The organism is Sutcliffiella tianshenii, from assembly GCF_016908565.1.
GTDB classification, from domain to species: Bacteria; Bacillota; Bacilli; order Bacillales; family Bacillaceae_I; genus Sutcliffiella_A; species Sutcliffiella_A tianshenii.
In genome coordinates, this window is record NZ_JAFBED010000001.1 from 689,652 (window position 1) to 715,710 (window position 26,059).

Below are 26,059 nucleotides of genomic sequence, written 5' to 3' on the forward strand. Positions count from 1 at the left end.
TTTCATGCATTTCATGTATAATTGTTTCGAATTTAATATTTTTAATTTTCGAAATTAAAGAGCTTTTCTTTTGGCTGCATTTATAATAGAAAATTAACCTATTACAAAAATCATTTCGATACACAGGGAGGTTGCCATGACAAACACAATCATTCAATTTAAGCATGTTAAAAAGCAGTATGAACAAGACGCTGCCGTTTTGGATAATGTCAGCTTTGAAATAGAAAGAGGAAAGTTTTATACCCTGCTTGGTCCTTCGGGATGCGGCAAAACTACGATCCTGCGCTTGATTGCAGGATTTACCGAAGCAAGTGAAGGGGAAATCTATTTTAACGGAAAGAAAATCAACGATGTTCCTGCCAATAAGCGCCAGGTGAACACCGTTTTCCAGGATTACGCCCTGTTCCCTCATCTGAATGTATTTGAGAACGTCGCATTCGGACTTCGCATCAAAAAAATGAAAAATGCGGATGTGAAGGCAAAAGTAAAGGAAGCATTGAGCTTCGTTAACCTTGAGGGCTTCGAGGAGCGCGAGATCAGGGAGATGTCAGGTGGACAGCGCCAGCGTGTTGCCATTGCAAGGGCCATCGTTAACGAGCCGGAAGTCATCCTCCTGGATGAGCCTTTGTCGGCATTGGACCTGAAGCTCCGTACCGAAATGCAGTACGAGCTGCGGGAGCTACAGCAGAGACTCGGGATCACATTCATTTTTGTCACCCATGACCAGGAAGAAGCACTTGCAATGTCTGACGAGATTTTTGTCATTAATGAAGGAAAGATTCAGCAGAGCGGAACACCGACAGATATTTATGATGAGCCGATTAACCGCTTTGTTGCCGATTTCATCGGGGAATCCAATATTGTAGCCGGTAAAATGATCGAGGATTTCCGGGTGGAATTTGCAGGCAAGGTATTTGAATGTGTCGATAAAGGGTTGAAGCCGGACGAAACGGTGGAAATCATCATCCGGCCGGAGGATCTCGAAATCACGACACCAGAACATGGGAAACTTCAAGTTCGTGTGGATTCGCAGCTTTTCCGTGGTGTTCACTATGAAATCAGCAGCTATGACCAGGACGGCAACGAGTGGCTCGTTCACTCAACGAAGAAAGCGTCAGTAGGGGATACGATCGGCCTCCATTTTGATCCGGAAGCGATTCATGTCATGCGCTTCGGGGAGTCAGAAGAAGATTTCGACCGACGCCTCGAAGGATACGACACTGGAGTACTACATGGAAAATAAAGTATCAAGGAATCTATATTTTATTCCATATGCCCTTTGGATCGCACTATTTGTCATAGCACCCATCCTGCTTGTTCTCTATTATTCTTTCTTTGATATCGAGGGAAGCCTGTCTCTTGCAAATTACCAGAAGTTCTTTACGCCGGTCTATTTGAAGATGACCTTCAGCTCGTTCTGGTACGCTTTTCTCATTACAGCGATTTCCTTGCTGGTGGCTTATCCTACCGCCTATCTATTGACCAAGACGCGCCATAAGCATCTATGGCTCTTATTATTGATTGTCCCTTCGTGGATCAATCTCCTGTTGAAGGCCTATGCGTTTTTAGGGATTTTCGGTACATATGGGGTGGCAAACAGCTTCCTTGAGGTGTTGGGGATCGGGACCCAACAGATCCTCTTTACAGATTTCAGCTTTGTCTTTGTGTCGGTGTACATCTTTATACCATTCATGATACTGCCGATTTTCAACTCCCTGAACGAGCTTAATCCTACCCTTGTGGATGCAGCGAACGATTTGGGTGCGTCCCGTTTCACTACCTTCCGCAGAGTGGTGCTGCCGCTTACGATGGACGGGGTGAAAGTCGGTTGCCAGATTGTCTTTATCCCAGCTTTGTCCCTGTTCATGCTCACGAGATTGATTGCAGGGAACCGGGTCATCACATTAGGTACTGCCATTGAACAGCATTTCCTCGTGACACAGGACTGGGGAATGGGCTCGACGATCGCCGTCTTTTTAATCATCATCATGTTCTTGTTCATGAAACTGACAAGCAGCAGAAAGCGAGGGATATAAGTTGGATAGAAAAATATCTCACTCGTCCAGATTATTTCTAGGTTTGATTTTCATCATCCTTTACTTGCCTATTTTCTTTTTGATTTTCTACTCGTTCAACAGCGGCGGAAATATGTATGATTTTGAGAGCTTCACGCTTGATTCGTACAAGGAGCTTTTCGCCGATACACGGCTATTGATCATCGTATTGAATACGCTGCTGATCGCCCTTTTATCTGCCCTTATTTCAACGATAATCGGCGTATTCGGGGCATTGGCCATCCATTCTTTTAAAAAAAGAAGCACCAAAAACACGTTGCTGTCGCTCAATAATGTCCTGATCGTCAGCCCTGACGTCATTATCGGTGCTTCATTCCTGATTCTATTCACGATGGCAGGAATCAAGCTCGGACTCTATTCAGTATTGCTATCCCATATCGCCTTTTGTGTACCGATCGTGGTGTTGATGGTCCTGCCAAAGCTTTTTGAGATGAGTCCCTCCCTGATCGATGCCGCCCATGATCTTGGCGCGAGCCAGTTCGATGTGTTTAGAAAAGTGGTGCTTCCCTACATCACCCCCGGGATTTTTGCAGGGTTCTTTATGGCACTGACTTACTCGCTTGATGACTTTGCCGTTACTTTTTTCGTGACAGGAAATGGATTCACGACGCTTTCCGTTGAAATCTATTCACTTGCACGCCGCGGAATATCCTTGAATATCAATGCGTTATCGACCCTGCTTTTCCTGTTCACCATTATCCTGGTGATTGTGTACTACTTTATCACGGTGCGCAACAAACCTAATGGAATGGGGGTTAGACGATGAAAAAGCTTGTCCGTTTTTTCGTATTGATTGTGCTTATGTCTGCCGCCCTGCTTTTCACCATTACAAAAATGAATGAATCTCAAGGATTTTCAAGCGGCAATACCCTCACCATCTATAACTGGGGGGATTATATCAACTCCGACCTGATCGACCGATTTGAGGAAGAAACAGGCGTCAAGGTCATCTATGAAACATTTGATTCGAATGAAGCGATGAAAACGAAGATAGAACAGGGCGGCACCACCTATGACATAGCGGTCCCGTCTGAATATATGATCGATAAAATGCGCAAGGAGGATCTGCTGATACCATTGGACCACTCGAAGCTTCCCAATTTGAAAAATATTGATGAGCGATTTATGGATCTTCCTTTCGATCCGAAAAACAAATACTCTGTCCCTTACTTCTGGGGTACTGTAGGAATCGTGTACAATCCTACGATGCTTGACGGAAAGGAAATCACGAGCTGGAATGACCTGTGGGATGAGGATTTGAGGAATGAGATCTTGCTTATCGATGGCGCCCGCGAAGTAATGGGGATGGGACTGAACAGCCTTGGTTATTCATTGAATGATACCGATCCCGAGCATCTTTTGGAAGCGAAGGAAAAGCTGAATGCCCTCACCCCGAATATCAAGGCGATTGTCGGGGATGAAAGCAGGATGCTCCTTGAAAATCAGGAGGCCGCAATCGGTCTTGTCTGGTCCGGGGTGGCTTCTGAACTCATGTACGAGAATGAGGACCTGGAATATGTGGTGCCGGAAGAGGGCTCCAATCTCTGGTTTGACAATATGGTCATCCCGAAGACGGCGAAGAACGTAGAAGCTGCGCATCAGTTCATCAATTTTATGCTTGATGCCGAAGTGGCCGCCGAAAACACGGAATATGTAAGCTATTCCACGCCGAACAAGGCCGCCCTTCCGCTATTGCCAGAAGAGCTTGTAAACGATGAGAGATTCTATCCTTCACCGGAACTGACGGAAAAACTTGAAGTATACGAAAATCTGGGTGTTAAAAACCTGGCTTACTATAACGAATTGTTCCTTGAATTTAAAATGCATCGAAAATAACAAACATCACGAACTTTTTTTCATCTTTTTATTAATGAAGAAAAGTTCGTTTTTTAGTTCCATCGACCCGCGCGCATTCCCATTTATATTCCTTTTTATCCGTTCTAATATCACCCTTTGTTACATTTTATTAATATAGTATTGTTCTTGACATAAAATCGCTTTCAATTGAAATAATACTGTTAATTAATGCATTTTGACAAAATTGAATTATTTTTTTATTATATTAGAAACGTTGAGGGGGCTATAAAATGTCTGATTTTAATAAACAGAAAATTGTGGATAGCGTTCCTCAAAAAGGGTTCTTTGGACACCCTAAGGGACTATTCACTCTATTTTTCACTGAGTTTTGGGAGCGCTTTTCCTACTATGGAATGAGAGCGATCCTTGTATTTTACATGTACTATGAGATTTCAGACGGTGGACTTGGTCTATCTGAAGAGCTTGCACTATCCATCATGTCGATCTACGGTGCTTTGGTCTATATGTCCGGAGTGATCGGAGGCTGGCTTGCCGACAGGATTTTCGGTACCTCCAAAGCCATATTCTACGGCGGTATCCTGATCATGTTCGGTCATATAGCACTTGCCGTTCCTGGCAGCCTTTCCATGTTCTTTGTTTCCATGGTACTGATCGTCATCGGTACAGGTCTGTTAAAGCCTAACGTATCGAGCGTGGTAGGGGATATGTATGCAGAAGGCGATGACCGCCGTGATGCAGGATTCAGTATCTTCTATATGGGGATCAACCTTGGGGCTTTCCTATCTCCGCTTATTACCGGGGAATTGGCAAAAGAAAGCTTCCATCTCGGTTTCGGTGTTGCTGCAGTCGGGATGTTCCTTGGACTTTTAGTATTCATGCTTACGAAAAAGAAGAATTTAGGTTTAGCTGGAACATATGTTGCAAATCCGTTGAGTGCAGCTGAAAAGAAAAAGCTGACGCTTATTTTTGGTGCCGGCATCATCATCATTGGTGCGCTTTTGGCATTCTTGATTCCAAATGGTCTATTTACTATTGAAACAGTCATCAATATGGTAGGTATCTTTGGCGTAGCCATCCCAACCATTTACTTTATCGTGATGTACCGCAGCCCAAAGACAACGGCAGTGGAGCGCTCGCGTATCATTGCTTATATTCCGTTGTTCATTGCTGCATCCATGTTCTGGGCAATCCAGGAGCAAGGATCCACGATTCTTGCATTATATGCAGACAAACGCACACAGCTTGAGTTTGCCGGAATGACGATCTCACCAGCGTGGTTCCAATCCTTGAATCCATTATTCATCATCCTCCTTGCACCTGTTTTTGCATGGATGTGGGTAAGACTTGGAAAGTATCAGCCATCTGTCCCGAAAAAGTTCTCATTGGGACTGCTGTTTGCCGGTTTGTCCTTCCTTGTCATCCTGATTCCCGGTTATTTTGGGGGAGGAGAATTGGTTAGTCCGTTATGGCTTGTACTGAGCTACTTCATCGTTGTACTCGGGGAACTATGTTTGTCTCCGGTAGGCCTATCGGCAACAACCAAACTGGCACCTGCGGCATTCTCTGCCCAAACCATGAGTATCTGGTTCCTTGCCAGTGCTGCAGCTCAGGCGATCAACGCCCAGCTCGTCAGATTCTACAACCCGGAAAATGAAATCATGTACTTCGGTACCATCGGCGGAGCCGCCATTCTACTGAGCATCCTATTATTTATCCTTTCACCGAAAATTCAAGTGTTGATGAAGGGTGTCAAATAAGGAATTTTACTAAAAGGGGCCTGACCCTCAACGCTTTAAAGCGTTGAGGGTCAGGCCCCTTTTTTCATCTCCAAACGCTAATTCGGTCCGCTTTATCTTTAAATGTGGCGGTTAGGGATTTTGTTCTTGCCTTAATCAGTTCTTTTCTTCCTTCGAGGGTTCGGGCATAAATCAATTCAGCCTTGGCGACCCGTTTGTTCCACTGGCTCTGAAAGAATTCGGCACCTTTTTTGTTTCTCGCAATCACCAGGGGGACAGCATGATAATTGTACTGCCTGAATGGGCCCCATTTTGATTTTCTCTTAAGGAAGTATCGTGGATTATCCAGGGGATCATGAATTTCTTGCATGGCTTCAAGTAGCATCATCTGCTCCTGCCTTGTTCCACCACTGATCCAGAAGTGTACCTCTCCATCTGGCATTTGCTCTGTATTCATCTTGACTTTATCCTTTTCCGTTTTCCAAACCTTCATTTCAATCAGCGTCTCGAGGACCGTCTCCCCGATCTGCTTCGCACTTGTTTCCACGGTTCCGTACCTGATCCATAACCACAGTCCTTTAATCATTTTTGGCAGCATCACCAAGACTGAGAGAACAAGCCCGACAAGCAAGAAGATCATAAGAGTTTTCAAAGTGGTAAACCTATATGGCAAACCGCTGTCCAATATCGTTAGAAATGTAAACAAACCAATCATCATACCCTGTATGACAAGTGCCCTGATGGTATAGGGAAAGATGGCGCTTTTCGGGATTGCTTCAGGCAAGAAGGTCATCTCTTCTACCATCCCTTTCCCTTCACTTCGATCTATCGCTTGGTCCCAGTGTTTTGCCAGATTGTGACGATCGGCGGCATGATTCCTCATCTTTTCATTGGATGTTTTCATTTTCATTATGTCCATCGGCGGCTCTTCCAAATGAAGTCGGTTCAACCCGTTTTCAATCGTCTCCCCTGAATGGGAAACACCTACAAACCCTTTGAATCTCCGCTGTAACGTATTCATATCATAGCCTGAAAGATTGTCGGAAAAATCCATGCATACGAGATGCCAGATGGTACTGGTTTTATCTTCGTTCCCCCGTTCCACACGGATCGCCCTTCCTCTCATTTGATTGGAAAGCATAAACGTCCCGACATAGGATGCCAGAATAATCGAATTGATGCCCGGGGCGTCCCAGCCTTCCCCCAGAAGTGCAGTGGTGCCCGTAAGGACGTGCACTTCCCCCTGCATGAACATGGCTGTCATGACCCTTACAAGTTGCTGGTTGTGGGCACCTGTAAATTCAATCGAGATATATCCGGGATCATGGGGCAGGGGTGAAATTCGCAGGCTTTCTTTCATGGACCCAATAACGGAATCTTTTAAGGCTCCTTTTGCACTTGCAGGTAAAATGGCAATGGATCCACAAAGCACCCCCAGTTTAATACCCGGGAGATGTTTACGGCGGAGCGTTTAAAAAATCGGGATGACTCCAAGCCTGCTAATGGCCTTTTCATCTTCCGGACTAGTAGGCATATCCTCCATTCGAATATAATCGGTCAATATGACCAGTCTTAACTTCTCTTTTAGATTATTTGCTTCAAATGCCACAATGTCGCGGATGCTCCCTAGTTTAGAAGCGCTCGTCAGCAGCATCCGATCAATTTTTTTATTGGTACGCAAGTATACCCTTTTCCGGTCGATGGCACCTGCTCGACTCAGTTTTTTCCTTATCTCCTTCATTACATCTTCAAAAGCTAAGGTATACATATCCCGGAACAGGCAGTTCGTCAGGAGCTCCTCGGTCCAATCCAAATCAAGCTTAGGCAGAGTTTCTCCCCCGCTTCCAAGAATATGACGATAGGCTTTCCAATCGAACACCCCTTCCTCTTTCAGAAAGATGAGAATGCTGGAAAAATAAGAAGGAGACTCCAGTATTTTTTCAATGTGAACTTCAGGCTCCACAATCCATGGATGATTTTTCATGACAGTTACGAACTCAAGGTTATTGACCAGAAAGTCCATAATCTGATCGACCTCAACCCTGTAGGACTGTATGATTTCCCTTTCTTTCAATGATGGGGCAGACATATACACATAATCCTGATGTGGGCACAGGTCCTTCTCTTTGATCAATTCCGGCACACTGATTTCCAGGTCAATCGGTCCGCAAAGCTCGATATAACGCTGCCATTCCGCCAATGAAACATCATACGGAGGCGTCGCTGTCAGTGCAACTACCGTTGGTTCAGAAAGACGCTTTCGAAAATCCAATGCACTTTTCCACCATGACGCCCTCAAATGATGGGCTTCATCTAAAATAATTGTCTTAAACCCGGTACGATCGATGGCCTCCAAAACGCCATCTTCCTGGATGTCTTCCTTCTCCTCTTTATCCGAAAAAACACTATGTAAGGCCTGATAGGTGGTGACCGTCAAAAATTCCGGTTTTTTCAGATCCATCGATATCCAATCCGGCTTTTCATTTTGTTGAAGAAATAGTTCCAGAAAACGCTCCAACCATTGATTCTTTATTGCGAGTGTCGGGGCTACAATCAGGGTCGGCCCGTTCAGCCTCAGCATCACCTCAAGCCCCAGCACCGTCTTTCCCGAACCAGGAGGCGCAATCAAGTGAAGGTGCCGGTTCTGCAGATGCTCCTCCAAAGAAGAAAGAACACGACGCTGATACGACCGCCAATCAAACATGAAATTAATATCCGGTGGGAATGCCTTCACTTTGCGTCATCTCCTTTTTGGTTTATCGTAGCATTTGTCGGCAATCCCTGTCATGTAAAAGAGTGGCCAAAAAGGGGCCTGACCCCCGCCGCGTTACCACATTAACGCGGCGGGGGTCAGGCCCCTTTATACTATTTCATCATTTCCTTAACAAGCTTACGATTCCGGTTTTTAAATACCTCGTTATGGGATGAGACCATTGCCGCTCCCGGTGCGGTTGGCTGGATGTACTGTTTGGCTTTGTTCACTGCGTTGGCAGCATCCTGGAAGGCACCTGATATCAAGTGCAGCTTTCCGTCATGCTTCAGGATATCCCCAGCAGCATACAGTCCCTCGACAGAAGACTCACTGTTGGCATTTCCCGCCACATAAAAGTTTTCCGCTATCTCTATATTCAAATCGCTGTTCTGCAAAAGGCTCGCGTCCTGTTCGTACCCGTGGTTGATGATCACTTCTTCGATCTCGAGATGACAGACTTCCCCTGTTTCCGAGTTGGTCAGCTCCACCTTTTCGATCTCTTCCTGATTGGAATCGGCAACAAGCTTTGTGATGGTGGAATTGAACATGCACTCGACAGAGCTGTTCAAAAGCTGTTTCACCTGTGCCTCATGCCCCCCGAGAGCATCCTTACGGCAAGTGAGATACACTTTTTTTGCAATGGGCTCGAGTTCATTCGCCCAATCGATGGCCGTGTTTCCCCCACCTGAGATAATCACGGTTTTATTCCGGAAATGCTTTAAGGATTTGACCGTATAGTTCAGATTGGAAACTTCAAACCTTTCCGCACCTTCTATATTGAGCTTTTGCGGATTAAGAATGCCACTTCCGACCGCGACGATCACCGTTTTGGAGTAATGCTCCTGCCCTGAAGCGGCATGAAGCACAAAGATACCATCTTCATCCTTCGTGATGCTATCCACCTTTTCGTTCAAGACCACTTCCGGATTGAACGTCATTCCCTGCTGGACGAGCTGCTCGATTAATTTTGCCCCTGGTATCGGGGTCTGACCCCCAACGTCCCAGATCACTTTTTCAGGATACACATGGATTTTCCCACCGAGCTGCGGCTGGAATTCTATTATTTTTGTTTTCATTTCTCTCAATCCACTGTAAAAGGCGGAGTATAACCCTGCTGGACCGCCGCCAATGATTGTTACATCATATATTTCCTTTTCCCCCATATGTGCACACCCCTCGCATCCACCGATCGTGTAATTGATTATCATTCTCACTAAAATATACGACTTTCTTTCTACTTTTACAACACAAAAAACGGTTGACATAAGAATTGGTTGGTTTTATAGTATAAATGTACCGATACTGATAATCATTATCAACTGTTTTTTATTTACATATTTTCAAACCTTGGGAGGGTTCAGCATGGTGAGACTTTACACAAATGAATTGAACATTGGCTATGGTGAGCACCTCATTGTCAAGGATCTTTCAATAGGGATTCCTGACAAGCAGATTACCACCATCATCGGCTCCAATGGCTGTGGAAAGTCCACACTTTTGAAAGCGATCACTCGCATTATTTCCCAGCAATCCGGGACTGTGGTCCTGGACGGCCAGGATATTTCACGCGAGCATACAAAATTGCTAGCAAAAAAGATGGCCATCCTTCCACAGACCCCGGAAAGCGCAAGCGGACTGACAGTCGGCGAGCTCGTTTCATATGGGAGATTTCCTCATCAGAAAGGATTTGGCCGGCTGACCAAAAGGGATTATGAAGTCATCGATTGGGCCCTGCAGGAAACAGGTACCCTTGACTTTAAATACAGACCAGTCGATTCCCTTTCAGGCGGCCAGCGTCAGCGTGTCTGGATTGCCATGGCGCTGGCACAGGAAACGGAAATCATTTTCCTCGATGAGCCGACCACCTATCTTGATATGGCCCACCAGCTGGAGGTGCTCGAGCTTTTGCAGCGGCTGAACCGTGAACAGGGGCGCACCATCGTCATGGTCCTCCACGATCTTAATCAGGCTGCCAGATTTGCCGATTATTTGATTGCCTTAAAGGATGGTCATATCATAAAGGCCGGTAATTGCGAGGAAGTCATCCATCCGGACGTGCTAAAGGACGTGTTCCAGATCGATGCCGTCATCGGACGGGATCCGCGTACCGATAAACCGATGTGCATCACTTATAATTTACTAAAAGGAGAAAATACCCATGAAGAAAATTCTAGTACCATTCGTATTCCTGCTCTTACTGGTTGTTAGTGCCGCATGCAGTAACAACAACAATAATAATGCTGCATCTGAAGATACTAACAAAAAAGGTTCATCTGAAACCATCACCTATGAATCTGAAAACGGCCCTGTAGAAGTGCCGGCAAATCCTGAGCGTGTCATTGTTCTTTCCTCTTTTGCCGGTAATGTCATGGCACTCGATGTAGACCTTGTCGGAGTGGACTCCTGGTCTGCGATGAATCCCCGCTACGCTGAATACCTGGAAGGCGTGGAACAGGTAACGGATGAAGACCTGGAGAAAATCATTGAACTGAATCCCGATTTGATCATCGGACTTTCCACCATCAAAAACGTTGAAAAATTGAATGATATTGCCCCTACGGTAACTTTTACATACGGGAAATTGGATTACCTTACACAACACCTTGAAATCGGAAAGCTTTTAAACAAGGAAAAAGAAGCACAAGATTGGATTGACGACTTCAAACAGCGTGCAGCTGCTGCCGGTGAAGAAATCAAATCCAAAATCGGAGAGGACGCAACAGTATCCGTCATTGAAAACTTCGATAAAGAGCTTTATGTTTTCGGCGATAACTGGGCTCGCGGTACAGAAATCCTTTATCAGGAAATGAAACTGAATATGCCTGAAAAAGTGAAGCAGACAGCTCTTAAGGATGGATACTACACATTGTCCTTTGAAGTGCTTCCCGAATTTGCTGGCGACTACATGATTTTCAGTAAAAATTCCGACGGTGATACTTCCTTCCAGGAAACAGAAACCTACAAAAACATCCCTGCTGTAAAGAATGGCCAGGTATTCGAGGTTAATGCGAAGGAATTCTATTTTAATGATCCTATTTCACTTGAGTTTCAATTGGAATTCTTCCAGAACAAATTTTTAGGTAGATAAATAGTGAAGGCAAGAGGGATTCTGTTTGATGGGATCCCTTTTAATCTATAAAAGAAAAGATGAATGATGATGAATGAAAAACAACGAAGGTTCCCTTTCCTACTAAAACTTATTGCAGCAATCCTGGTATTTTCCGGAACATTTGTGGTTGCGATGCTTTTTGGGGCGGCTGATACTACGATCCGGGATGTTTGGGCAGCACTTACTGCAACTGATTTGGATGAGAAATCCATGATGATCCGAGAAATCCGCCTTCCCCGTGAAGTGGCGGCTATTTTTGTGGGAGCAGCTTTATCCGTATCTGGAGCCATCATGCAAGGGATGACAAGAAACCCGCTCGCTGACCCGGGGCTTCTCGGGCTCACTGCCGGAGCAAATGCAGCGCTTGCGGTAACACTCGCATTTTCACCTTCCACGAATTACTTCGGCATCATGATCGCCTGCTTTATCGGGGCGGCTGTCGGGGCGACGTTGGTTTTTGGTATCGGGGCCATGAAGCGTGGCGGCTTTTCCCCTTTCCGGATCGTGCTGGCAGGAGCGGCCGTATCCGCGTTCCTTTTTGCCATTGCAGAAGGTGTGGGACTTTATTTTAAAATCTCCAAGGATGTTTCGATGTGGACTGCCGGGGGCATCATCGGGACGAACTGGTCACAGCTACAAGTCATCATTCCTTTCATTACTGTCGGGATTTTAATCTCCATCTATCTGTCTAGACAGCTGACGATTCTGAGCTTGAGCGAGGAGGTTGCAGTCGGACTTGGACAAAAGACAGTGCTGGTGAAAACGGTACTGTTCATCGTGATAGTGTTGTTGGCCGGAGCTTCTGTGGCACTTGTCGGCAATATGGCCTTCATCGGCTTGATGATCCCCCATATAGGCCGCGCGATCGTCGGTACGGATTACCGCTATATTTTGCCGATGTCCGCAGTCGTCGGTGCCATATTCATGCTGCTTGCCGATACACTTGGCAGGAATTTGAATGCCCCGTTCGAAACGCCTGTAGCAGCCATCGTGGCACTGCTCGGCTTGCCCTTTTTCCTCATCATCGTACGGAAAGGGGGCAAGGAATTTTCATGATACATCCATCTTTGGTTAGAAGGCAGCGCCTGATTGTTGGTTTGCTAGCCTTTCTTATACTATTGACCGTCATTGTCGGAATAGGGATCGGGTACTCCTCTGTATCCTATGATCGGCTTCTGCCTACATTGCTCGGAAACGGTACCTTCAAGGAGGAATTTGTCCTATTTTCCATCCGGCTCCCGAGGATCATCATTACTCTGTTGGCAGGAATGGCGCTGGCATTAGCGGGGAGCATCCTGCAAGGAATCACGAGGAACGATCTTGCAGATCCGGGGATCATCGGCATCAATACTGGCGCCGGGGTTGCTATCACAGTGTTTTTCCTGTTTGTCCCGATAGAAGTCGGCTCTTTTGTCTATATGCTCCCGCTTGTCGCCTTTATAGGGGCCCTGCTGACTGCCTGTTTGATTTATCTGTTTGCATATAGCAGGCAGACCGGACTGCAGCCTGTCCGGCTTGTACTGACAGGTGTCGGATTCTCGATGGCCCTCTCCGGTATCATGGTCGTTCTTATTTCCAGTGCCGATCGGGAAAAAGTGGACTTTATAGCTAGTTGGCTCGCAGGTAACATCTGGGGGACGGACTGGCCGTTCATCCTGGCACTGCTGCCTTGGCTGGTCGTTTTGATTCCATTTACCATCTATAAGGCGAATAGACTTAACCTGTTGGCGTTGAGTGAACCTGTATCGGTGGGAGTCGGGCTATCCGTGGAAAAGGAGCGGCTGGTCATGCTCTTTACTGCAGTTGCCCTTGCAGCCTCCGCTGTTTCTGTAACAGGGGGAATCGCCTTTGTCGGCCTGATGGCGCCGCATATCGCCAAAGCGCTCGTCGGTCCGAGAAACCAGCTCTTCCTGCCAGTGGCAATCCTGATCGGCGGCTGGCTGCTCCTCTTTGCAGACACACTCGGCCGCAACATTGTCGATCCAAGCGGCATACCTGCAGGGATCATGGTCGCGTTGATTGGCGGGCCTTACTTTATGTATTTGTTGTTGAAGAAGTAATTAGCGAGGCCAGATTCCAAAACAGTTCTTATGGGGAATGATTCAGGGCTTTTGATTCCTTCACTACCTTGTTTTGGGGAGGGGGAGGGTATCATTCGGGCCTTTTGATTCCTTCACTACCTTGTTTTGTGGCGGGCGAGGGTATCATTCCCGCCTTTTGATTCCTTCACTACCTTGTTTTGTGGCAGGTGAGGGTATCATTCGCGCCTTTTGATTCCTCCACTACCTCGTTTTGGGGCGGGCGAGGGTATCATTCGCGCCTTTTGATTCCTTCACTACCTTGTTTTATGGCGGGCGAGGGCATCATTCGGGCCTTTTGATTCCTTTACTACCTTGTTTTGGGGCGGGCGAGGGTATCATTCCCGCCTTTTGATTCCTTCACTACCTTGTTTTGTGGCGGGCGAGGGCATCATTTTTCGAGGACAGCCTTTGATTCCTCCCTTACTCTTTTATTGGTGTCTAATGGACTGGACTCAAACCAAGATTTTTTTATGCAACAAATAAAAAAGGTGCCTGCCCCTCAACGCTTTAAAGCGTTGAGGGGCAGGCACCCCTTATTATGTCAACTCATCACCAATTCACATGGTTTTTTCACAAGCTGTCCTTCTTCTATGAAAAGGACGCGATCGGCGATGGCTTTGGCGTCTTCGAAATCGTGGGTCACCAGGATGGAGGTGATGCCCGTTTTCTTTAGTATGTCTTTCAGTTCTTCGCGGATTTTCTCCTGCAGGTGGACGTCCAGGTTACTGAACGGCTCGTCGAGCAGCAGCAAGGATGGTGAGGGTGCAAGGGCGCGTGCCAATGCAACTCGCTGCTGCTGGCCTCCACTCAGCTCATACGGATAACGATGGCCGTAGTCAGACAGGTTGATCAGGGCCAGCATTTCCTCGAGTCGTTCCTGCTTCTGCTTCCGATTCATTTTTCGCAAGCCGAACTTGATGTTCTGGGCTACCGTCATATGAGGGAAAAGCGCATAGTCCTGGAATACGACACCTATCCCCCGCTTCTCAGGAGAAAGGTGTGTCTTTTCATCAAACATGCATTCCCCATTGATTCTCATGATCCCATCCTGGGGAGTCTCAAGACCTGCTATCAGGCGGAGGAGCGTGCTTTTACCGCTACCGCTTCTCCCGAGGATCGAAATGATTTCCCCTTTTTCAATATCCACCCGGATATCCCGCAATGTATGATTTTGTGCATTTTTATATCGGAACTTTAAATCTTGAATCTGAACAAACATTACTTCCCCTCCTTATCCAGTACTCGATAAAAGACAAAGATGCTTAAAGCGCTGATAAAGATGATAAGCAGCGATGCGATGGACGCTTCCTGTACCCTCTCATCATTTGCATATTTGAAAGCCTGTGTTGCCAAGGTCGAAAAATTGAATGGCTGCAGGAACAAGGTAAGCGGCAGTTCTTTCATGATATCGATGAAAACGAGAATGAACCCGCTGACAATCGCTCCCTTCAACAATGGAAGATCTACTGTGAAAAAGGTTCTGAGCGTCGATGCCCCCAAAGTACGGGAAGCTTCGGTAAAGCGGTTCCCAGTCTTTTCAAAGCCTGACTCGATCGCATTGAAGCCGATTGCCAAAAAGCGGATCACGTAGGCAAAGACAAGCATCGATAGCGTGGTCCGAAGCACAAATTCAGGCTTCAGCTTGAACATGGCCAAAAAGGACACAATCTGCTGGTCGAGCAATATAAAAATCGTGATGACTGCTATGGCGATGGCCGCCCCTGGTATCGAATAGCCGAGTGTCGTGACCCTCGAGAAGATTTTCGGGACCATCCCTTGCTGCAGCCTCGTATAATTGGAAATGATCAGTGCAATGACAAGGATGATCGTCGCTGCAACACCTGCAACAAAGATGGAGTTCTTTGCAAGCTCCAGGAATTCAGGCTTGAAGACTGTTTCAAATGTCATGGTCGCCCACGCTAATAGCTGAAGCAACGGCACAATGAAAGCAATGGCAAAAATGCCGAAGCAATACGCAAAAACCAGCCAGCCCTTTACTCCCGTCAAGCGCTTAGGCTCAATCGGCCGCACCTTTGAAGACGGATCAAAGAATTTCTTCCGCCCCCTTAACAGGCGCTCCATGGAAAGGATCACCATCACCATGATCATCAATGTCCCGGCAAGCTTCAGGGCGGAGTCTAGATCCATCATGCCATACCAGGTACGGAAGATAGCCGTGCTGACAGTCTGAATCCCGAAATAGCTTGTTACCCCGTAATCATTGAGCACCTCGAGAATGACAAGCGTCACACTCCCGACGATCGCACCACGCGAAATGGGAAGTGCCACCCGGAAGAATGTCTGAAAGCTGTTGCTTCCCAAGAGCCTTGCGTTTTCGATAACTGAAGCGGAAAGGCTCTGAAAATAGCTTCTTGTTATGGAATACACATAAGGGAAAAGCGTAACCGTAAAGACAAAGATGGCGCCAGGGATGCTCATCATATTAAAATACGCTTGGTTCACCTGCATATCGAAATCGTTTCGCAAGGTGGACTGAATGATTCCTGTGTAATTGATGATGCCATGATAGGTGTATGCTGCGATATACGGTGGGATCGCAAGCGGCAGTATCAGGCTCCATTTCAGGAAGTTCCGCAAGGGAAACTGATAGATCGTGATCAGCCATGCAAGGCTCGTTCCGATCAGCATCGTTGCCAAAGCGGTAAACAGAATGATCAGAACGGAGTTTTCAAGATAGTCCCTTAATAAATATTCTTTTATATGTAGCCAGTTTTCATTAGGCTCTGTAAAAAATTCGACCGCTATTAAAATATTGGGTATGAGAATGATAGTGATAAAAACCAGACTTAGAATGGCCCAGCCTTTATGTTTCACCCTTGACCAATGGAACTTACTCACTGTGACACATCCTTTAGATGACAAAGCTGTTGTAAATACTTTAATTATCCAATCTAAATTATAACGAAAATCATTCTCAAATGGAACGTCCAAACAAAAGAAAAGAACCGATTCACCCAAAAAGGAACCGGTTCTTCACATTATTGTATTATTTCCAGCCTACTTCATTGAAAATCTTGATGGCAGCCTGTTGGTTTTCACCATAAACAGTCAGGTTTACATCCTGCTCTTTGAATTCGCCCCAAGACTTAAGTAGCTCGGAAGGCTCGACATTCGGATTTGCAGGGTACTCGTAGTTTGCTTCAGCAAATTTCCCTTGTGCTTTTTCATCAGAAAGGAACTCGATGAATTTCACTGCATTATCTTTGTTTTTCGCATGCTTCGTCACAGCCGCTCCACTGATGTTGACATGTGTACCAGTCGTATCCTGGTTCGGGAAGAACACTCCTACGTTTTCTGCAACCTTCACTTCTTCCGGATCATCGGAATTCAACATTACACCAAGGTAGTATGTGTTCATGATCGCTACGTCCGCTTCACCGGCAACAACCGCTTTAGCCTGGTCGCGGTCTCCGCCTTGCGGGTCACGTGCCATATTGTTCACGATTCCTTGTGCCCATTCCTTCGCTTTATCCTCACCCATTACATCGATGAAGGATGCAACCAAAGAAATGTTGTACATGTTGTCAGATCCTCTTACTACTACACGGTCTTGCCACTCAGATTCTGTTAAAGCTTCATATGTGGAAAGTTCTTCAGGTTTTACTCGGTCCTTAGCATACGCAATGATACGTGCACGCTTTGTAAGACCGAACCATTGGTTATCTTTATCACGCAGTTTTTCAGGAATATTCTTTTCAAGAACTTCACTTTCCACTGCTTGGAATAATTCACGATCTTTTGCTTGATACAGATTACCTGCATCCGCTGTGATGTATACATCCGCTTCTGTCGCTTCGCCTTCGATGCTTAGACGCTCCATCAATTCTTCGCCTTTACCCTCTACCACGTTGACCTTGATGCCTGTTTCTTCTTCAAACATCTTGTACAACTCTTGATCCGCTTCATAGTGGCGGCTTGTATATACATTTACTTCCCCGGATTCTTTTTCTTTGTTCGCTTCTTCACCTGAACCGCTATTGTTCTCTGAAGAAGTATTGCCATTATTATTTGTGCTGCTTACGCAACCTGTTAACGCCAACACTAAAGCAAGCATTAAACTCATGATGATATTCAGTTTTTTCACGAAAGACACTCCTTATGTAAATTAATATTGATAATCACTCTCACTTACTATTGTAATGATAATCATTATCAAGTCAACAACTTTTTTTCTTTTTTAAAAATAATGAATATGGCGGAGAGCATCCTATGTGCCCTCCGCCATTATCTTTTGCTTTTTCTGGAAAATTATTTACCCTCGTCTTCAATCAGTATTTCCTTAAACCACTTTGCACAAGTATAGGCCTGCTGCCAGTCTGGATCGTGATCCTCTATCCCCCAACATGCAGAAAGGATTCCCATTGCCACAGCTGCTTTCAGCAAACGATTTCGATCAAGCGATAAGCACTCCGATATCCATTCCACGCGTTGTGATAACAGCCTTTTCGGGTTTTCCTTTTTTAAAAGATGATTGGTCATAAAAGAAATCAAATCAAAATACGGATCCCCGACCACCCCTTTCGGATCGATGGCCAGCCATCCTTTTTCCTCATCATAAAGGATGTTTTCATGATGAAGGTCGCCGTGAAGCAACTCCATCCCAATTGTTGATTCCGTCAATTCTGCGAAATACGCTTGAGCCATCTCTATGTAACGCGAGTCAATGGGACCATCTCCATTTGGATGCATGGAGTTATAGCGGCCAAGCCCGGATGCCCAGTCAAGTATGGTCGGGCTTTTGCATTCTGCAGGGACGGGCCTGCGAATCGCGCTCCACACTTCCAGAAACTGATGAACCGCAGCCTTTTCGTCCTTTTCCTCTGAAAGCATCGTACCTGGCACAAGCTTCTCGAGCAGCATGGCACCACGTTCCGCGTCTGCCTTCAATAGCCTGGCACATCCTTTTCCTCCATAGACGTTAAGCGTGTTAATCTCATTAGAAAAATCAAAGGAAGGGACGCCGAGCTTCAGCATAACGGGGGTACCGTTCGGTTCCTTGGCATGCAGTACATAGTTGTAGGATAGGTTGGATACTGGCTCTCCTATCTGCAACTTCCATTCTTTTTCACAAAAATGTATCGTTGAATCCAACTTGGTCAGCCAAACCTTACCCGCTTCCCCGAAAACATCCACCATTCTCTTTTGAAACCATTCCGGAATATTCATAGCTTGCAAATCTCCCCTTCTAATCATAAAAAGGCATGCCACTCTCAGCCGGCATGCCTTTTTGAGCTATTGCTTATACACCTATATTGATATTATTCGGCTTTTCTTTCTTTTCCTGAATGAAATTAAGGATGAAAATCGATGTGACGATGATGACTCCGGCAATATCCGTGAATGTCTCTGGGATGATCATCATCAGTGCGCCTGCGCCAAGCACGATACGTAACAATGCGTTCAGGCTGGTTCGGAAATATCCTTCAATGGAGGCACTCAAGGCAATGATTCCCACCACCGCTGTAATGGAAATCAGCGCAATGTCGAGTGCGGATGCCATCGGGAATTCCTTGGCATTGACCGCAGCATCCGTTGCATCGATCATCAGCATCGCTGGATTATAGACAAACAAATAAGGAATCAGGAATCCGGCAGCAGATAATTTCAATGCCGTGAACCCGGTACGCATCGGATCTCCACCTGATATGCCCGCTCCCGCAAAGGCTGCCAGGGCGACGGGTGGCGTGATGTTGGCAAAAATCCCGAAATAAAATACGAACATGTGGGCAATCAGGATCGGAATCCCGAATTCTGCAAGGGCAGGTGCCGCCATCGTTGCCGTAATGATATAGGCAGGGATGCTAGGCAGACCCATTCCGAGGATCATGGATGCAATCATCGTAAAGAAGAGCGTCAGGAACAAGGATCCTGCACCAAGACTTGCGATGGAGGACGTCATGACATTCCCAAAGCTAGTCAAGCTGACTACCCCGATGATGATACCGACTACCGCACAGGCCACCATAACAGATAGGGATTGCCTTGCACCATCATTCAATGCGTGCAGGATATCCATGAAGGACATGCGCGTCGTTTTTCTCAGTGCCGCCACCACTACTGTGGAAACGATCGTATAAAATGCTGCATGCCCAATCGGTACCCCTTGATAGAGCAGCACGATAAGGAATACGATCGGCAAAAGCAGATGTCCGCGTTCCTTCATGATTGCACCAACCCGAGGCAGGTCGGCCTTTGGAATGCCTTTCAGATTTTCCCGTCCGGCCCTGAAGTGCACTTGCATGATCACGGCCAAAAAGTAGAGTACAGCCGGAATCAAAGCGGCGAGGGCGATCGTACCGTATGCCACACCGGTGGTTTCGGCCATGATGAAGGCGCTGGCCCCCATGATCGGTGGCAGGATCTGTCCACCGACCGAGGCACTCGCTTCGACCGCACCAGCGAAGTTCTTGGAATACCCGATCCTTTTCATCAAGGGAATTGTAAAGGCTCCTGTCCCGACAACATTCGCAACCGCAGCTCCGTTGATGCTTCCCATGAAGCCACTGGAGATGACGGCCACTTTTGCAGGTCCCCCCTGTTTATGCCCTGCAAGCGCCAAGGCAAGGTCATTGAAGAATTGACCCATCCCAGAGCGCGCCAGGAATGCTCCAAATAAGATGAAAAGAAAGATGAAGTTGACGGAAGCCCCGATTGCGGTGGAGTATAATCCTTCCGTCTTCAAGTATAGCTGTCCAAAAATATCCCCCAAGTCGTATGGGCGTGTCATCATCTTGATCGGCATCCAGCTCATATGGCTGAAAAACGGATAGGCAAGGAACACGAGCGCCAATATCGGAAGGATAATCCCGGTGACTCGGCGTGCCCCTTCGAGTACAAGGAGGACCGTCAAAATGGCAAGGACAATATCCGTTGTATTTGGAATGCCGCCACGGGAGGTTACAATATCTTGATACTCCATGATGAGATATCCTGCAGAACCTAATGCAAGGACAAACAAGATCCAGTCATACCAGGCTATCTTGCTGCGGTCCTGATTTTTGGTTGTAGGATAGAGCAGGAAAATCAACGCCAGTCCAACCGCAACATGAACGGAACGCTGCTGGAGGGCAGGCATTGGATTGAAGGTAACGTATAAATGGAAAAGAGAATAGAGAATGGCAACGGCAGATACAACCAGGACGGTTTTTTTACTGGCAAAATGGCGCACCTTTGACTCGGCATCATACTTTTCCAGTATTTCCGCTTTTTTGTCTTCTGAAATTTCATCCTTTTCTACGCGATCGTGCTGTTTTTTTGAATCTTTCACTTCTTATCACCTCTTAGATACTGCCATAATGGTAGTTTTATAGCTTTGATTTCAACAGTTTCATAGTCTTCCACGTATGTATACAAGGGGATGGTCCGACCTTCGAGATACAGTGTCGTTTGTACATTTTCGGAAACGGAAAGTTGAAGATTCTCCATTTTTTGATTGATTTTCATATGGATAAATCCATCCTTGGAAGGAATGACTTCTCCTGTCGAGGGAGTCCCTGCACCGAAGGTTTTAAAACGCGTCCGGACGAGAAAAAGACTTTCATCCCTTCTCTCATAGGTTTCAAACCAAGGCTCTTTTTCGACGGAATGAATCCAGCCAAGTTCAAACTTCCCCTCCTTCAGGAAAAAGCTATCCCCCTTAAAGGAAACCTGAGTGACAGGTACTTTGACCAAAAGGAGAACGAGGAGCACTATAAGTATTACAGTGCTCCCCAACATGAAACGTTTACTGTTCATCGTAATATTTCTTTGCTCCTGGGTGGACAGGTGCCACCATGCCTTCCTGTGCTTTCTCTAAAGATACTTCAGTCGCTGCCTGATGGGCATTGCCAAGTGTCTCCAGGTTGTCAAAGAATGATTTTGTCAGCTTGTATACATCGTCTTCGCTCAATTCACTGCTTACTACAAGTGCGTTCATGATGGCTGCAGTCGGAACCGCTTCTGCGTTTCCATAAGTATCAGCAGGAATATCCATGGCAACGAAATATGGCTGATCCTTAGCTAATTTTTCAATATTGGCAGGATCTACGGACACCATTTTGATATCAAGCGTTTTGGATAATTCAAGTACAGATGCATTTGGAAGTCCGCTCGTTAAAAATGCCGCATCGATTGAACCGGACTTCAAACCGTCCGCCGCTTCTGCGTAGCCAAGGTAATCCACTTGGATATCATCGTATGTAATACCATGACCTGCAAGAAGATTACGCGCGTTCACTTCCACCCCTGAATTCTGGTCCCCTACTGCTACACGCTTTCCAACCAGGTCTTCAATTGTTTCGATTCCGGAATCTGCTGTCGTGACGATCTGTACAAAGTTGGGATACAAAGTGGCTACTTGCTCTACATTCTCCACTTTTTCAGAGAAGTTTCCTGTCCCATTCACCGCTTCTGTCAGGACATCACTCATGACAAATGCCATCTCGATTTTCCCTTCTTTAATTAAGTTGATATTTTCCACGGAAGCACCAGTCGCCTGTGATTTCGAGTTGATGCCGAATTCATCGGAATATTCATTTGCAAGGGCTGTCCCAATAATATTATAAGGACCTGATGAACCACCTGTGGCGATGGTGACGATGTTCGTCTCCAACCCATCCTCTTTTTTACCTGAGCTTTCGTTACCCCCACAGGCAACTAGCATTGTGCTGGTCAATAGAACGCTTACAATTACAGAGCCAACCTTCTTGATTTTCATCCAATCTCTCCCCTTTGCCAGATAAAATAGTTCTAAATTAGTTTAGCAGAATAATAGTTATGCTTCAATTAATTTTTACACTTTTCTGGTTATTTATACAATTCTGTTTACGGTACTCGCCTCTAAAGGTAATTTCTCTTTCTATATGGAACTATTATTAGTAGAAAAGGGGGCAAGGAACATGAAAAAAAGAAAACTGGTAATGGGAACCTTTGGTGGGCTACTTTTGTTGTTCGGGGCAGTAACAGGTTTCCAGACTCTGACCTTGGAAAGCAGGCAGCCTGCTGCTAAGCCGACAAGCGTGGAAATAGACAAGGATAAGGCCCTGCAGCACTTATCCGAAGCGATCACCTATCAGACGATTTCCTATGAGGATCGTACAAAATTTGATTTTAGCGAATTTGATAGATTCATTGAATTCCTGCAAAACAGCTACCCTTCAATCCACGAGGAACTGGCATTGGAGCGGATTAATAATTATGCACTTCTATATAAATGGGAGGGGACCGACTCCTCCTTGAACCCCATTGGCCTGACAAGCCATTATGATGTCGTGCCGGTCCTCAAAGGGACAGAAGAAAATTGGGAGCAGGAGCCGTTCAGCGGAACTGTGACAGAGGATGCCATCTGGGGGCGCGGTACGCTTGATGATAAAATCGGGGTAATCGGGATCATGGAGGCTGTCGAGTACCTCATTCAAGAAGGTTATCAGCCAAAACGTGATATGTACTTCATGTTTGGATTCGATGAGGAGATCGGCGGCGAGGAAGGTGCGAAGGCGATTGCAGAAACGTTAAAGAATAGAGGCATCCGATTTGATTTCGTCATGGATGAAGGCGGTGCCATCGTGGAAAACATGGTCCCTGGTGTTTCTCAGCCTGTCGGGGTCGTTGGCGTCTCGGAAAAAGGCTCGGCGACAGTGGAATTGACCATAGAAGGTAGCGGCGGCCACTCCTCCCAGCCAAAGGATCAAACGAATATCGGAAGGATCGCCAAAGCGATTTCCAAGCTCGAAGAAACCCAATTCCACGCTGAACTTAGAGGGCCTGGGGAAGACCTTTTTGAATTTGTGGCACCAGAAATGAATCTAGGGATGAAGTATGTGTTCGCTAATAAGGCGATCTTCAAGCCGGTCATCGAACATATCCTGTTGCAGGAGCCTGCATCCGCAGCCCTGATACGGACCACCATCGCCCCGACCATATTCCAGGCAGGCGAGCAGTCCAATGTACTGCCGGAAAAAGCGACGGCCATCATCAATCTCCGCCTAATGCCCGGCGACTCGCTTGAAGAGGTGAAAAGCTTTATTGAGAAAACAATCGATGATAAGCAGATTAGCGTCTCTATCAGTGGCAGCGAGGCAACCAAGGTTTCCTCTGTGGACGGTTGGGAGTTTTCCACCATCCAACAGGCGGCAAGGAATGTCTATGGAAATGCTGTCATCGCCCCTTATCTGATGGTTGCGGGATCCGATGCCAAGCATTACGACGATGTGTCAAACAACACCTACCGCTTCCTGCCTGTCCAGATTACGGCGGAGGACCTGAACCGGATGCACGGGACCAATGAACATGTGAGCATCGACAATTATTTGAATAGCATCAAGTTCTATGCTGAATTGATAAAAGAAGCCAATAAATAACTCCAGCTCAAACTGGAGTTTTTCTTTTTAATTGAAACCAATTTCTGCCGATATACGTAATGTAGTATGAAAGGTGGAAAATACATGTACATACATATTGATGAACCAACAGAAAAGATTTCGACGAACGCCATCACGGTATGGCGGATCAGCAATACAATCGGACATGCCGTTGCTTTGCTTATTACAGCGATTCTTATATTTTGTGCAGATAGTTTCGACTGGTACCGCTGGGTGGAGATAACGCTCTACTTCATTGGTGGATTTTTGAGCTTCTCTGCCCTCTATTCCATCCTCATCGAACCGACCCTTACGCAGCGCTATTGGCGTTATAAAATCGATGAGGAGTTTGTGCAACTAAAAAATGGGATGTGGAATGAAAATCATACGCTGATCCCGATGGAGAAAGTGGAATACGTCCGAACCGAGCAAGGTCCCATCCTGAGGAAATTCGGATTATACAATATCGTCATCGGCACCACCACATCCAACCACACCCTTCCTGCGATTCCAAATGAGGTGGCCCTGGAGCTGAAATCCCAGATTGCAACCTATGCCAAAATCAAGGATACGCTAGATGTGGATGGAGGGGTAAATGAATGAATGACGCACATGATGTGAAGCGATATCATCCTGCCTGGATTGCAGTGGAACTGATAACAGCACTGAAAAATTCCGTCTTCGCCATAGTCTTCCTCTTTATCCTTAAGGCGAATTCGACCTCAGGCTGGATTGTCTGGGGCCGCTATCTATTCATCGCGGCTGCCATCCTGACGATCTTTTCCGTATTTATGAAATGGTTCATGCACCGCTATGAATTGCAAGCATCCTCCATTGTTGTGAAGGAAGGAATACTCGTAAAAAAACAACGGACCGTTGCAATTGAACGCATCCAAAATCACCATTCCAATACCACTTTTGTGCATAGGTGGTTCAACCTTACCTCCCTCACCCTGGAGACGGGAACGAGCGGTGATGATGCAGCCATCACATTCCCTGTCATCACAAACCTGGAGAAGGACCGGATCTTGTCCCTGTTGGAAGAAAAGGGTTCTGCTCAGGTGGCAGAAAACGGAGAGAATCTTGAACAGAAGGGGCGGACCGTTCATTTTCGATCCACAAGAAAAGATCTCTTTAAGGCATCTTTTACTTCGCTGAGCTTTTTGGCCATCTTCCCTTTGCTTTCGGCAGTCTATTTCAATCTTGCAGATTTCTTTGACATCGAGGATTCTGCCGGTAATGCAGCGGAGTACCTGATCGGGCACTGGTGGATGCTCATCATTCTATTTGTCATCGCCATGGCACTTTCTGTAGCGATCGGCTTCTTCAAAACGGTCATCAAATATGGAAACTATGAAATTAGTGATGACGCGGAACGTATATATATCGAAAAAGGGGTAGGCAGCTCCTCAAGCTTTTCCATCCAAAAGCATAAGGTGCAGGCAATTGTCGTGGAACAGTCCATCTTGAAAAGGCTGCTTGGCCTTGCTTCCATCAAATTGATCACGGTCGGTTCTGCAGAGGGCGAGGAAAAGGATTCAAGCTCCCTCTATCCCTTTATGCCGAAGCATGAAGCCTACGAGCTCCTGCATACCCTTCTGCCTGACTATCCCATTGAGGAGAATATGAGTCGATTCCCTCTGAAGGTTCTCTGGCTGAAGCTGGTGCTGCCCTACTATTTGACGATTTTGACTGCAGCTGGCCTGTTCTTCTTTAAAAGGGAGTGGATCTGGGCCGCTGCAATCATCTTCTTCCTATCGGTTATTTCTAGAGTATTGGATTACTATTTTACAAGTTATATCCGTCATGGCGACACCGTACAGGTCCGCAGGGGCGGCATCACCAACGAAACGTTCGTCACCAGACGATCCCAGATCCAGCAGATCACCGTCCGGCACTCCTGGATCCAACGCAAATTCGGCGTCGCCTCCCTCAGCTTCATCAACAGGGCCAAACCGATGCACACCAGCGAACTGTACGGACTTTCCAAAGATCAAGCCAGCGAATTTTATCGCTGGTATCATAGAAGTTGACCATAACGGTGCCTGACCCTCAACGCTTTAAAGCGTTGAGGGTCAGGCACCGTCTTTTTGTTTCACGTGAAACTTTTTTGGAGTTGCATCCCCATAA

22 protein-coding genes are annotated in these 26,059 nt (G+C 46.4%); 12 read left to right on the forward strand and 10 right to left on the reverse strand.

The genetic code is table 11. The features are described from left to right. The first annotated feature begins 136 nt into the window (after positions 1-136). The 5 genes from JOC95_RS03100 (at position 137) to JOC95_RS03120 (ending at position 5,650) form a co-directional block, all read left to right on the forward strand. Entirely contained in the window at positions 137-1,243 is a 1,107-nt protein-coding gene (locus tag JOC95_RS03100; protein ID WP_204413248.1) for an ABC transporter ATP-binding protein, read from the forward strand. After that, positions 1,233-2,036, forward strand: a complete 804-nt coding sequence (locus JOC95_RS03105; protein WP_204413250.1) for an ABC transporter permease — start codon at positions 1,233-1,235, stop codon at positions 2,034-2,036. Before JOC95_RS03100 ends, JOC95_RS03105 begins: the two co-directional genes overlap by 11 nt. A 1-nt stretch (position 2,037) precedes the next feature. Then, positions 2,038-2,841, forward strand: a complete 804-nt coding sequence (locus tag JOC95_RS03110) for an ABC transporter permease (RefSeq protein ID WP_204413252.1) — start codon at positions 2,038-2,040, stop codon at positions 2,839-2,841. Beyond that, on the forward strand, positions 2,838-3,911 hold the full coding sequence (locus JOC95_RS03115; RefSeq protein WP_204413254.1) for an ABC transporter substrate-binding protein: 1,074 nt from the start codon (positions 2,838-2,840) through the stop codon (positions 3,909-3,911). Before JOC95_RS03110 ends, JOC95_RS03115 begins: the two co-directional genes overlap by 4 nt. A 251-nt stretch (positions 3,912-4,162) precedes the next feature. Then, on the forward strand, positions 4,163-5,650 hold the full coding sequence (locus JOC95_RS03120; protein ID WP_204413255.1) for a peptide MFS transporter: 1,488 nt from the start codon (positions 4,163-4,165) through the stop codon (positions 5,648-5,650). Between the two features lie 64 nt (positions 5,651-5,714). Here the strand turns inward: JOC95_RS03120 and JOC95_RS03125 are convergent, their stop codons facing one another. The 3 genes from JOC95_RS03125 to JOC95_RS03135 form a co-directional block, all read right to left on the reverse strand. Further along, the gene (locus JOC95_RS03125; RefSeq protein ID WP_204413256.1) at positions 5,715-7,061 is read right to left on the reverse strand and encodes a P-loop NTPase family protein; all 1,347 of its coding nucleotides are present in this window, start codon (positions 7,059-7,061) and stop codon (positions 5,715-5,717) included. A gap of 39 nt (positions 7,062-7,100) precedes the next feature. Continuing rightward, positions 7,101-8,363: a DEAD/DEAH box helicase family protein gene (locus tag JOC95_RS03130; protein ID WP_204413257.1), complete on the reverse strand. Its 1,263-nt coding sequence runs from the start codon at positions 8,361-8,363 to the stop codon at positions 7,101-7,103. A 131-nt stretch (positions 8,364-8,494) separates the two neighbouring features. After that, complete coding sequence (locus JOC95_RS03135) at positions 8,495-9,544, reverse strand: NAD(P)/FAD-dependent oxidoreductase (protein ID WP_204413258.1); 1,050 nt, start codon at positions 9,542-9,544, stop codon at positions 8,495-8,497. A gap of 199 nt (positions 9,545-9,743) precedes the next feature. On the opposite strand from JOC95_RS03135, the gene JOC95_RS03140 reads away from it, so the two are divergent. From JOC95_RS03140 to JOC95_RS03155, 4 genes are all read left to right on the forward strand, one after another. Then, entirely contained in the window at positions 9,744-10,589 is an 846-nt protein-coding gene (locus JOC95_RS03140) for an ABC transporter ATP-binding protein (protein WP_204413259.1), read from the forward strand. Beyond that, positions 10,540-11,469 (forward strand): iron-hydroxamate ABC transporter substrate-binding protein, encoded by a 930-nt coding sequence (locus JOC95_RS03145; RefSeq protein ID WP_204413260.1) that lies wholly within the window; start codon positions 10,540-10,542, stop codon positions 11,467-11,469. Before JOC95_RS03140 ends, JOC95_RS03145 begins: the two co-directional genes overlap by 50 nt. Before the next feature lie 66 nt (positions 11,470-11,535). Then, positions 11,536-12,546 (forward strand): FecCD family ABC transporter permease, encoded by a 1,011-nt coding sequence (locus tag JOC95_RS03150; RefSeq protein ID WP_204413459.1) that lies wholly within the window; start codon positions 11,536-11,538, stop codon positions 12,544-12,546. Further along, entirely contained in the window at positions 12,543-13,550 is a 1,008-nt protein-coding gene (locus tag JOC95_RS03155; RefSeq protein WP_204413261.1) for a FecCD family ABC transporter permease, read from the forward strand. Before JOC95_RS03150 ends, JOC95_RS03155 begins: the two co-directional genes overlap by 4 nt. Before the next feature lie 562 nt (positions 13,551-14,112). On the opposite strand, the gene JOC95_RS03160 is transcribed toward JOC95_RS03155, so the two are convergent. The 7 genes from JOC95_RS03160 to JOC95_RS03190 form a co-directional block, all read right to left on the reverse strand. Further along, the gene (locus JOC95_RS03160; protein WP_204413263.1) at positions 14,113-14,790 is read right to left on the reverse strand and encodes an ABC transporter ATP-binding protein; all 678 of its coding nucleotides are present in this window, start codon (positions 14,788-14,790) and stop codon (positions 14,113-14,115) included. After that, entirely contained in the window at positions 14,790-16,430 is a 1,641-nt protein-coding gene (locus JOC95_RS03165; protein WP_204413264.1) for an ABC transporter permease subunit, read from the reverse strand. Before JOC95_RS03165 ends, JOC95_RS03160 begins: the two co-directional genes overlap by 1 nt. Before the next feature lie 148 nt (positions 16,431-16,578). Next, positions 16,579-17,676, reverse strand: a complete 1,098-nt coding sequence (locus JOC95_RS03170; protein ID WP_338083044.1) for a Fe(3+) ABC transporter substrate-binding protein — start codon at positions 17,674-17,676, stop codon at positions 16,579-16,581. Between the two features lie 164 nt (positions 17,677-17,840). Then, positions 17,841-18,758: an aminoglycoside phosphotransferase family protein gene (locus JOC95_RS03175; protein ID WP_239582694.1), complete on the reverse strand. Its 918-nt coding sequence runs from the start codon at positions 18,756-18,758 to the stop codon at positions 17,841-17,843. Positions 18,759-18,831: 73 nt separating this feature from the next. Beyond that, on the reverse strand, positions 18,832-20,814 hold the full coding sequence (locus JOC95_RS03180) for a TRAP transporter permease (protein ID WP_338083047.1): 1,983 nt from the start codon (positions 20,812-20,814) through the stop codon (positions 18,832-18,834). A 41-nt stretch (positions 20,815-20,855) separates the two neighbouring features. Then, positions 20,856-21,326 (reverse strand): DUF1850 domain-containing protein, encoded by a 471-nt coding sequence (locus JOC95_RS03185; protein ID WP_239582668.1) that lies wholly within the window; start codon positions 21,324-21,326, stop codon positions 20,856-20,858. Further along, complete coding sequence (locus JOC95_RS03190) at positions 21,316-22,287, reverse strand: TAXI family TRAP transporter solute-binding subunit (RefSeq protein ID WP_204413270.1); 972 nt, start codon at positions 22,285-22,287, stop codon at positions 21,316-21,318. Before JOC95_RS03190 ends, JOC95_RS03185 begins: the two co-directional genes overlap by 11 nt. A gap of 181 nt (positions 22,288-22,468) precedes the next feature. On the opposite strand from JOC95_RS03190, the gene JOC95_RS03195 reads away from it, so the two are divergent. The 3 genes from JOC95_RS03195 (at position 22,469) to JOC95_RS03205 (ending at position 25,962) form a co-directional block, all read left to right on the forward strand. After that, complete coding sequence (locus JOC95_RS03195; RefSeq protein WP_204413272.1) at positions 22,469-23,929, forward strand: M20 family peptidase; 1,461 nt, start codon at positions 22,469-22,471, stop codon at positions 23,927-23,929. 84 nt (positions 23,930-24,013) lie between these two features. After that, on the forward strand, positions 24,014-24,532 hold the full coding sequence (locus tag JOC95_RS03200; protein WP_204413274.1) for a PH domain-containing protein: 519 nt from the start codon (positions 24,014-24,016) through the stop codon (positions 24,530-24,532). Further along, a complete protein-coding gene (locus JOC95_RS03205; protein ID WP_204413280.1) occupies positions 24,529-25,962 on the forward strand; it encodes a PH domain-containing protein in 1,434 nt (477 codons plus the stop codon). Before JOC95_RS03200 ends, JOC95_RS03205 begins: the two co-directional genes overlap by 4 nt. Positions 25,963-26,059 lie beyond the last annotated feature (97 nt).

Excerpts from the sequence above, each read along its gene's own strand:
- JOC95_RS03100 (WP_204413248.1), top strand. The coding sequence starts at position 137 with ATGACAAACACAATCATTCAATTTAAGCATGTTAAAAAGCAGTATGAA.
- JOC95_RS03150 (WP_204413459.1), top strand. The coding sequence starts at position 11,536 with ATGATGAATGAAAAACAACGAAGGTTCCCTTTCCTACTAAAACTTATT.
- JOC95_RS03155 (WP_204413261.1), top strand. The coding sequence starts at position 12,543 with ATGATACATCCATCTTTGGTTAGAAGGCAGCGCCTGATTGTTGGTTTG.
- JOC95_RS03145 (WP_204413260.1), top strand. The coding sequence starts at position 10,540 with ATGAAGAAAATTCTAGTACCATTCGTATTCCTGCTCTTACTGGTTGTT.
- JOC95_RS03190 (WP_204413270.1), bottom strand. The coding sequence starts at position 22,287 with ATGAAAATCAAGAAGGTTGGCTCTGTAATTGTAAGCGTTCTATTGACC.
- JOC95_RS03175 (WP_239582694.1), bottom strand. The coding sequence starts at position 18,758 with ATGAATATTCCGGAATGGTTTCAAAAGAGAATGGTGGATGTTTTCGGG.
- JOC95_RS03105 (WP_204413250.1), top strand. The coding sequence starts at position 1,233 with ATGGAAAATAAAGTATCAAGGAATCTATATTTTATTCCATATGCCCTT.
- JOC95_RS03205 (WP_204413280.1), top strand. The coding sequence starts at position 24,529 with ATGAATGACGCACATGATGTGAAGCGATATCATCCTGCCTGGATTGCA.
- JOC95_RS03160 (WP_204413263.1), bottom strand. The coding sequence starts at position 14,790 with ATGTTTGTTCAGATTCAAGATTTAAAGTTCCGATATAAAAATGCACAA.
- JOC95_RS03120 (WP_204413255.1), top strand. The coding sequence starts at position 4,163 with ATGTCTGATTTTAATAAACAGAAAATTGTGGATAGCGTTCCTCAAAAA.
- JOC95_RS03195 (WP_204413272.1), top strand. The coding sequence starts at position 22,469 with ATGAAAAAAAGAAAACTGGTAATGGGAACCTTTGGTGGGCTACTTTTG.
- JOC95_RS03200 (WP_204413274.1), top strand. The coding sequence starts at position 24,014 with ATGTACATACATATTGATGAACCAACAGAAAAGATTTCGACGAACGCC.
- JOC95_RS03135 (WP_204413258.1), bottom strand. The coding sequence starts at position 9,544 with ATGGGGGAAAAGGAAATATATGATGTAACAATCATTGGCGGCGGTCCA.
- JOC95_RS03185 (WP_239582668.1), bottom strand. The coding sequence starts at position 21,326 with ATGAACAGTAAACGTTTCATGTTGGGGAGCACTGTAATACTTATAGTG.
- JOC95_RS03140 (WP_204413259.1), top strand. The coding sequence starts at position 9,744 with ATGGTGAGACTTTACACAAATGAATTGAACATTGGCTATGGTGAGCAC.
- JOC95_RS03115 (WP_204413254.1), top strand. The coding sequence starts at position 2,838 with ATGAAAAAGCTTGTCCGTTTTTTCGTATTGATTGTGCTTATGTCTGCC.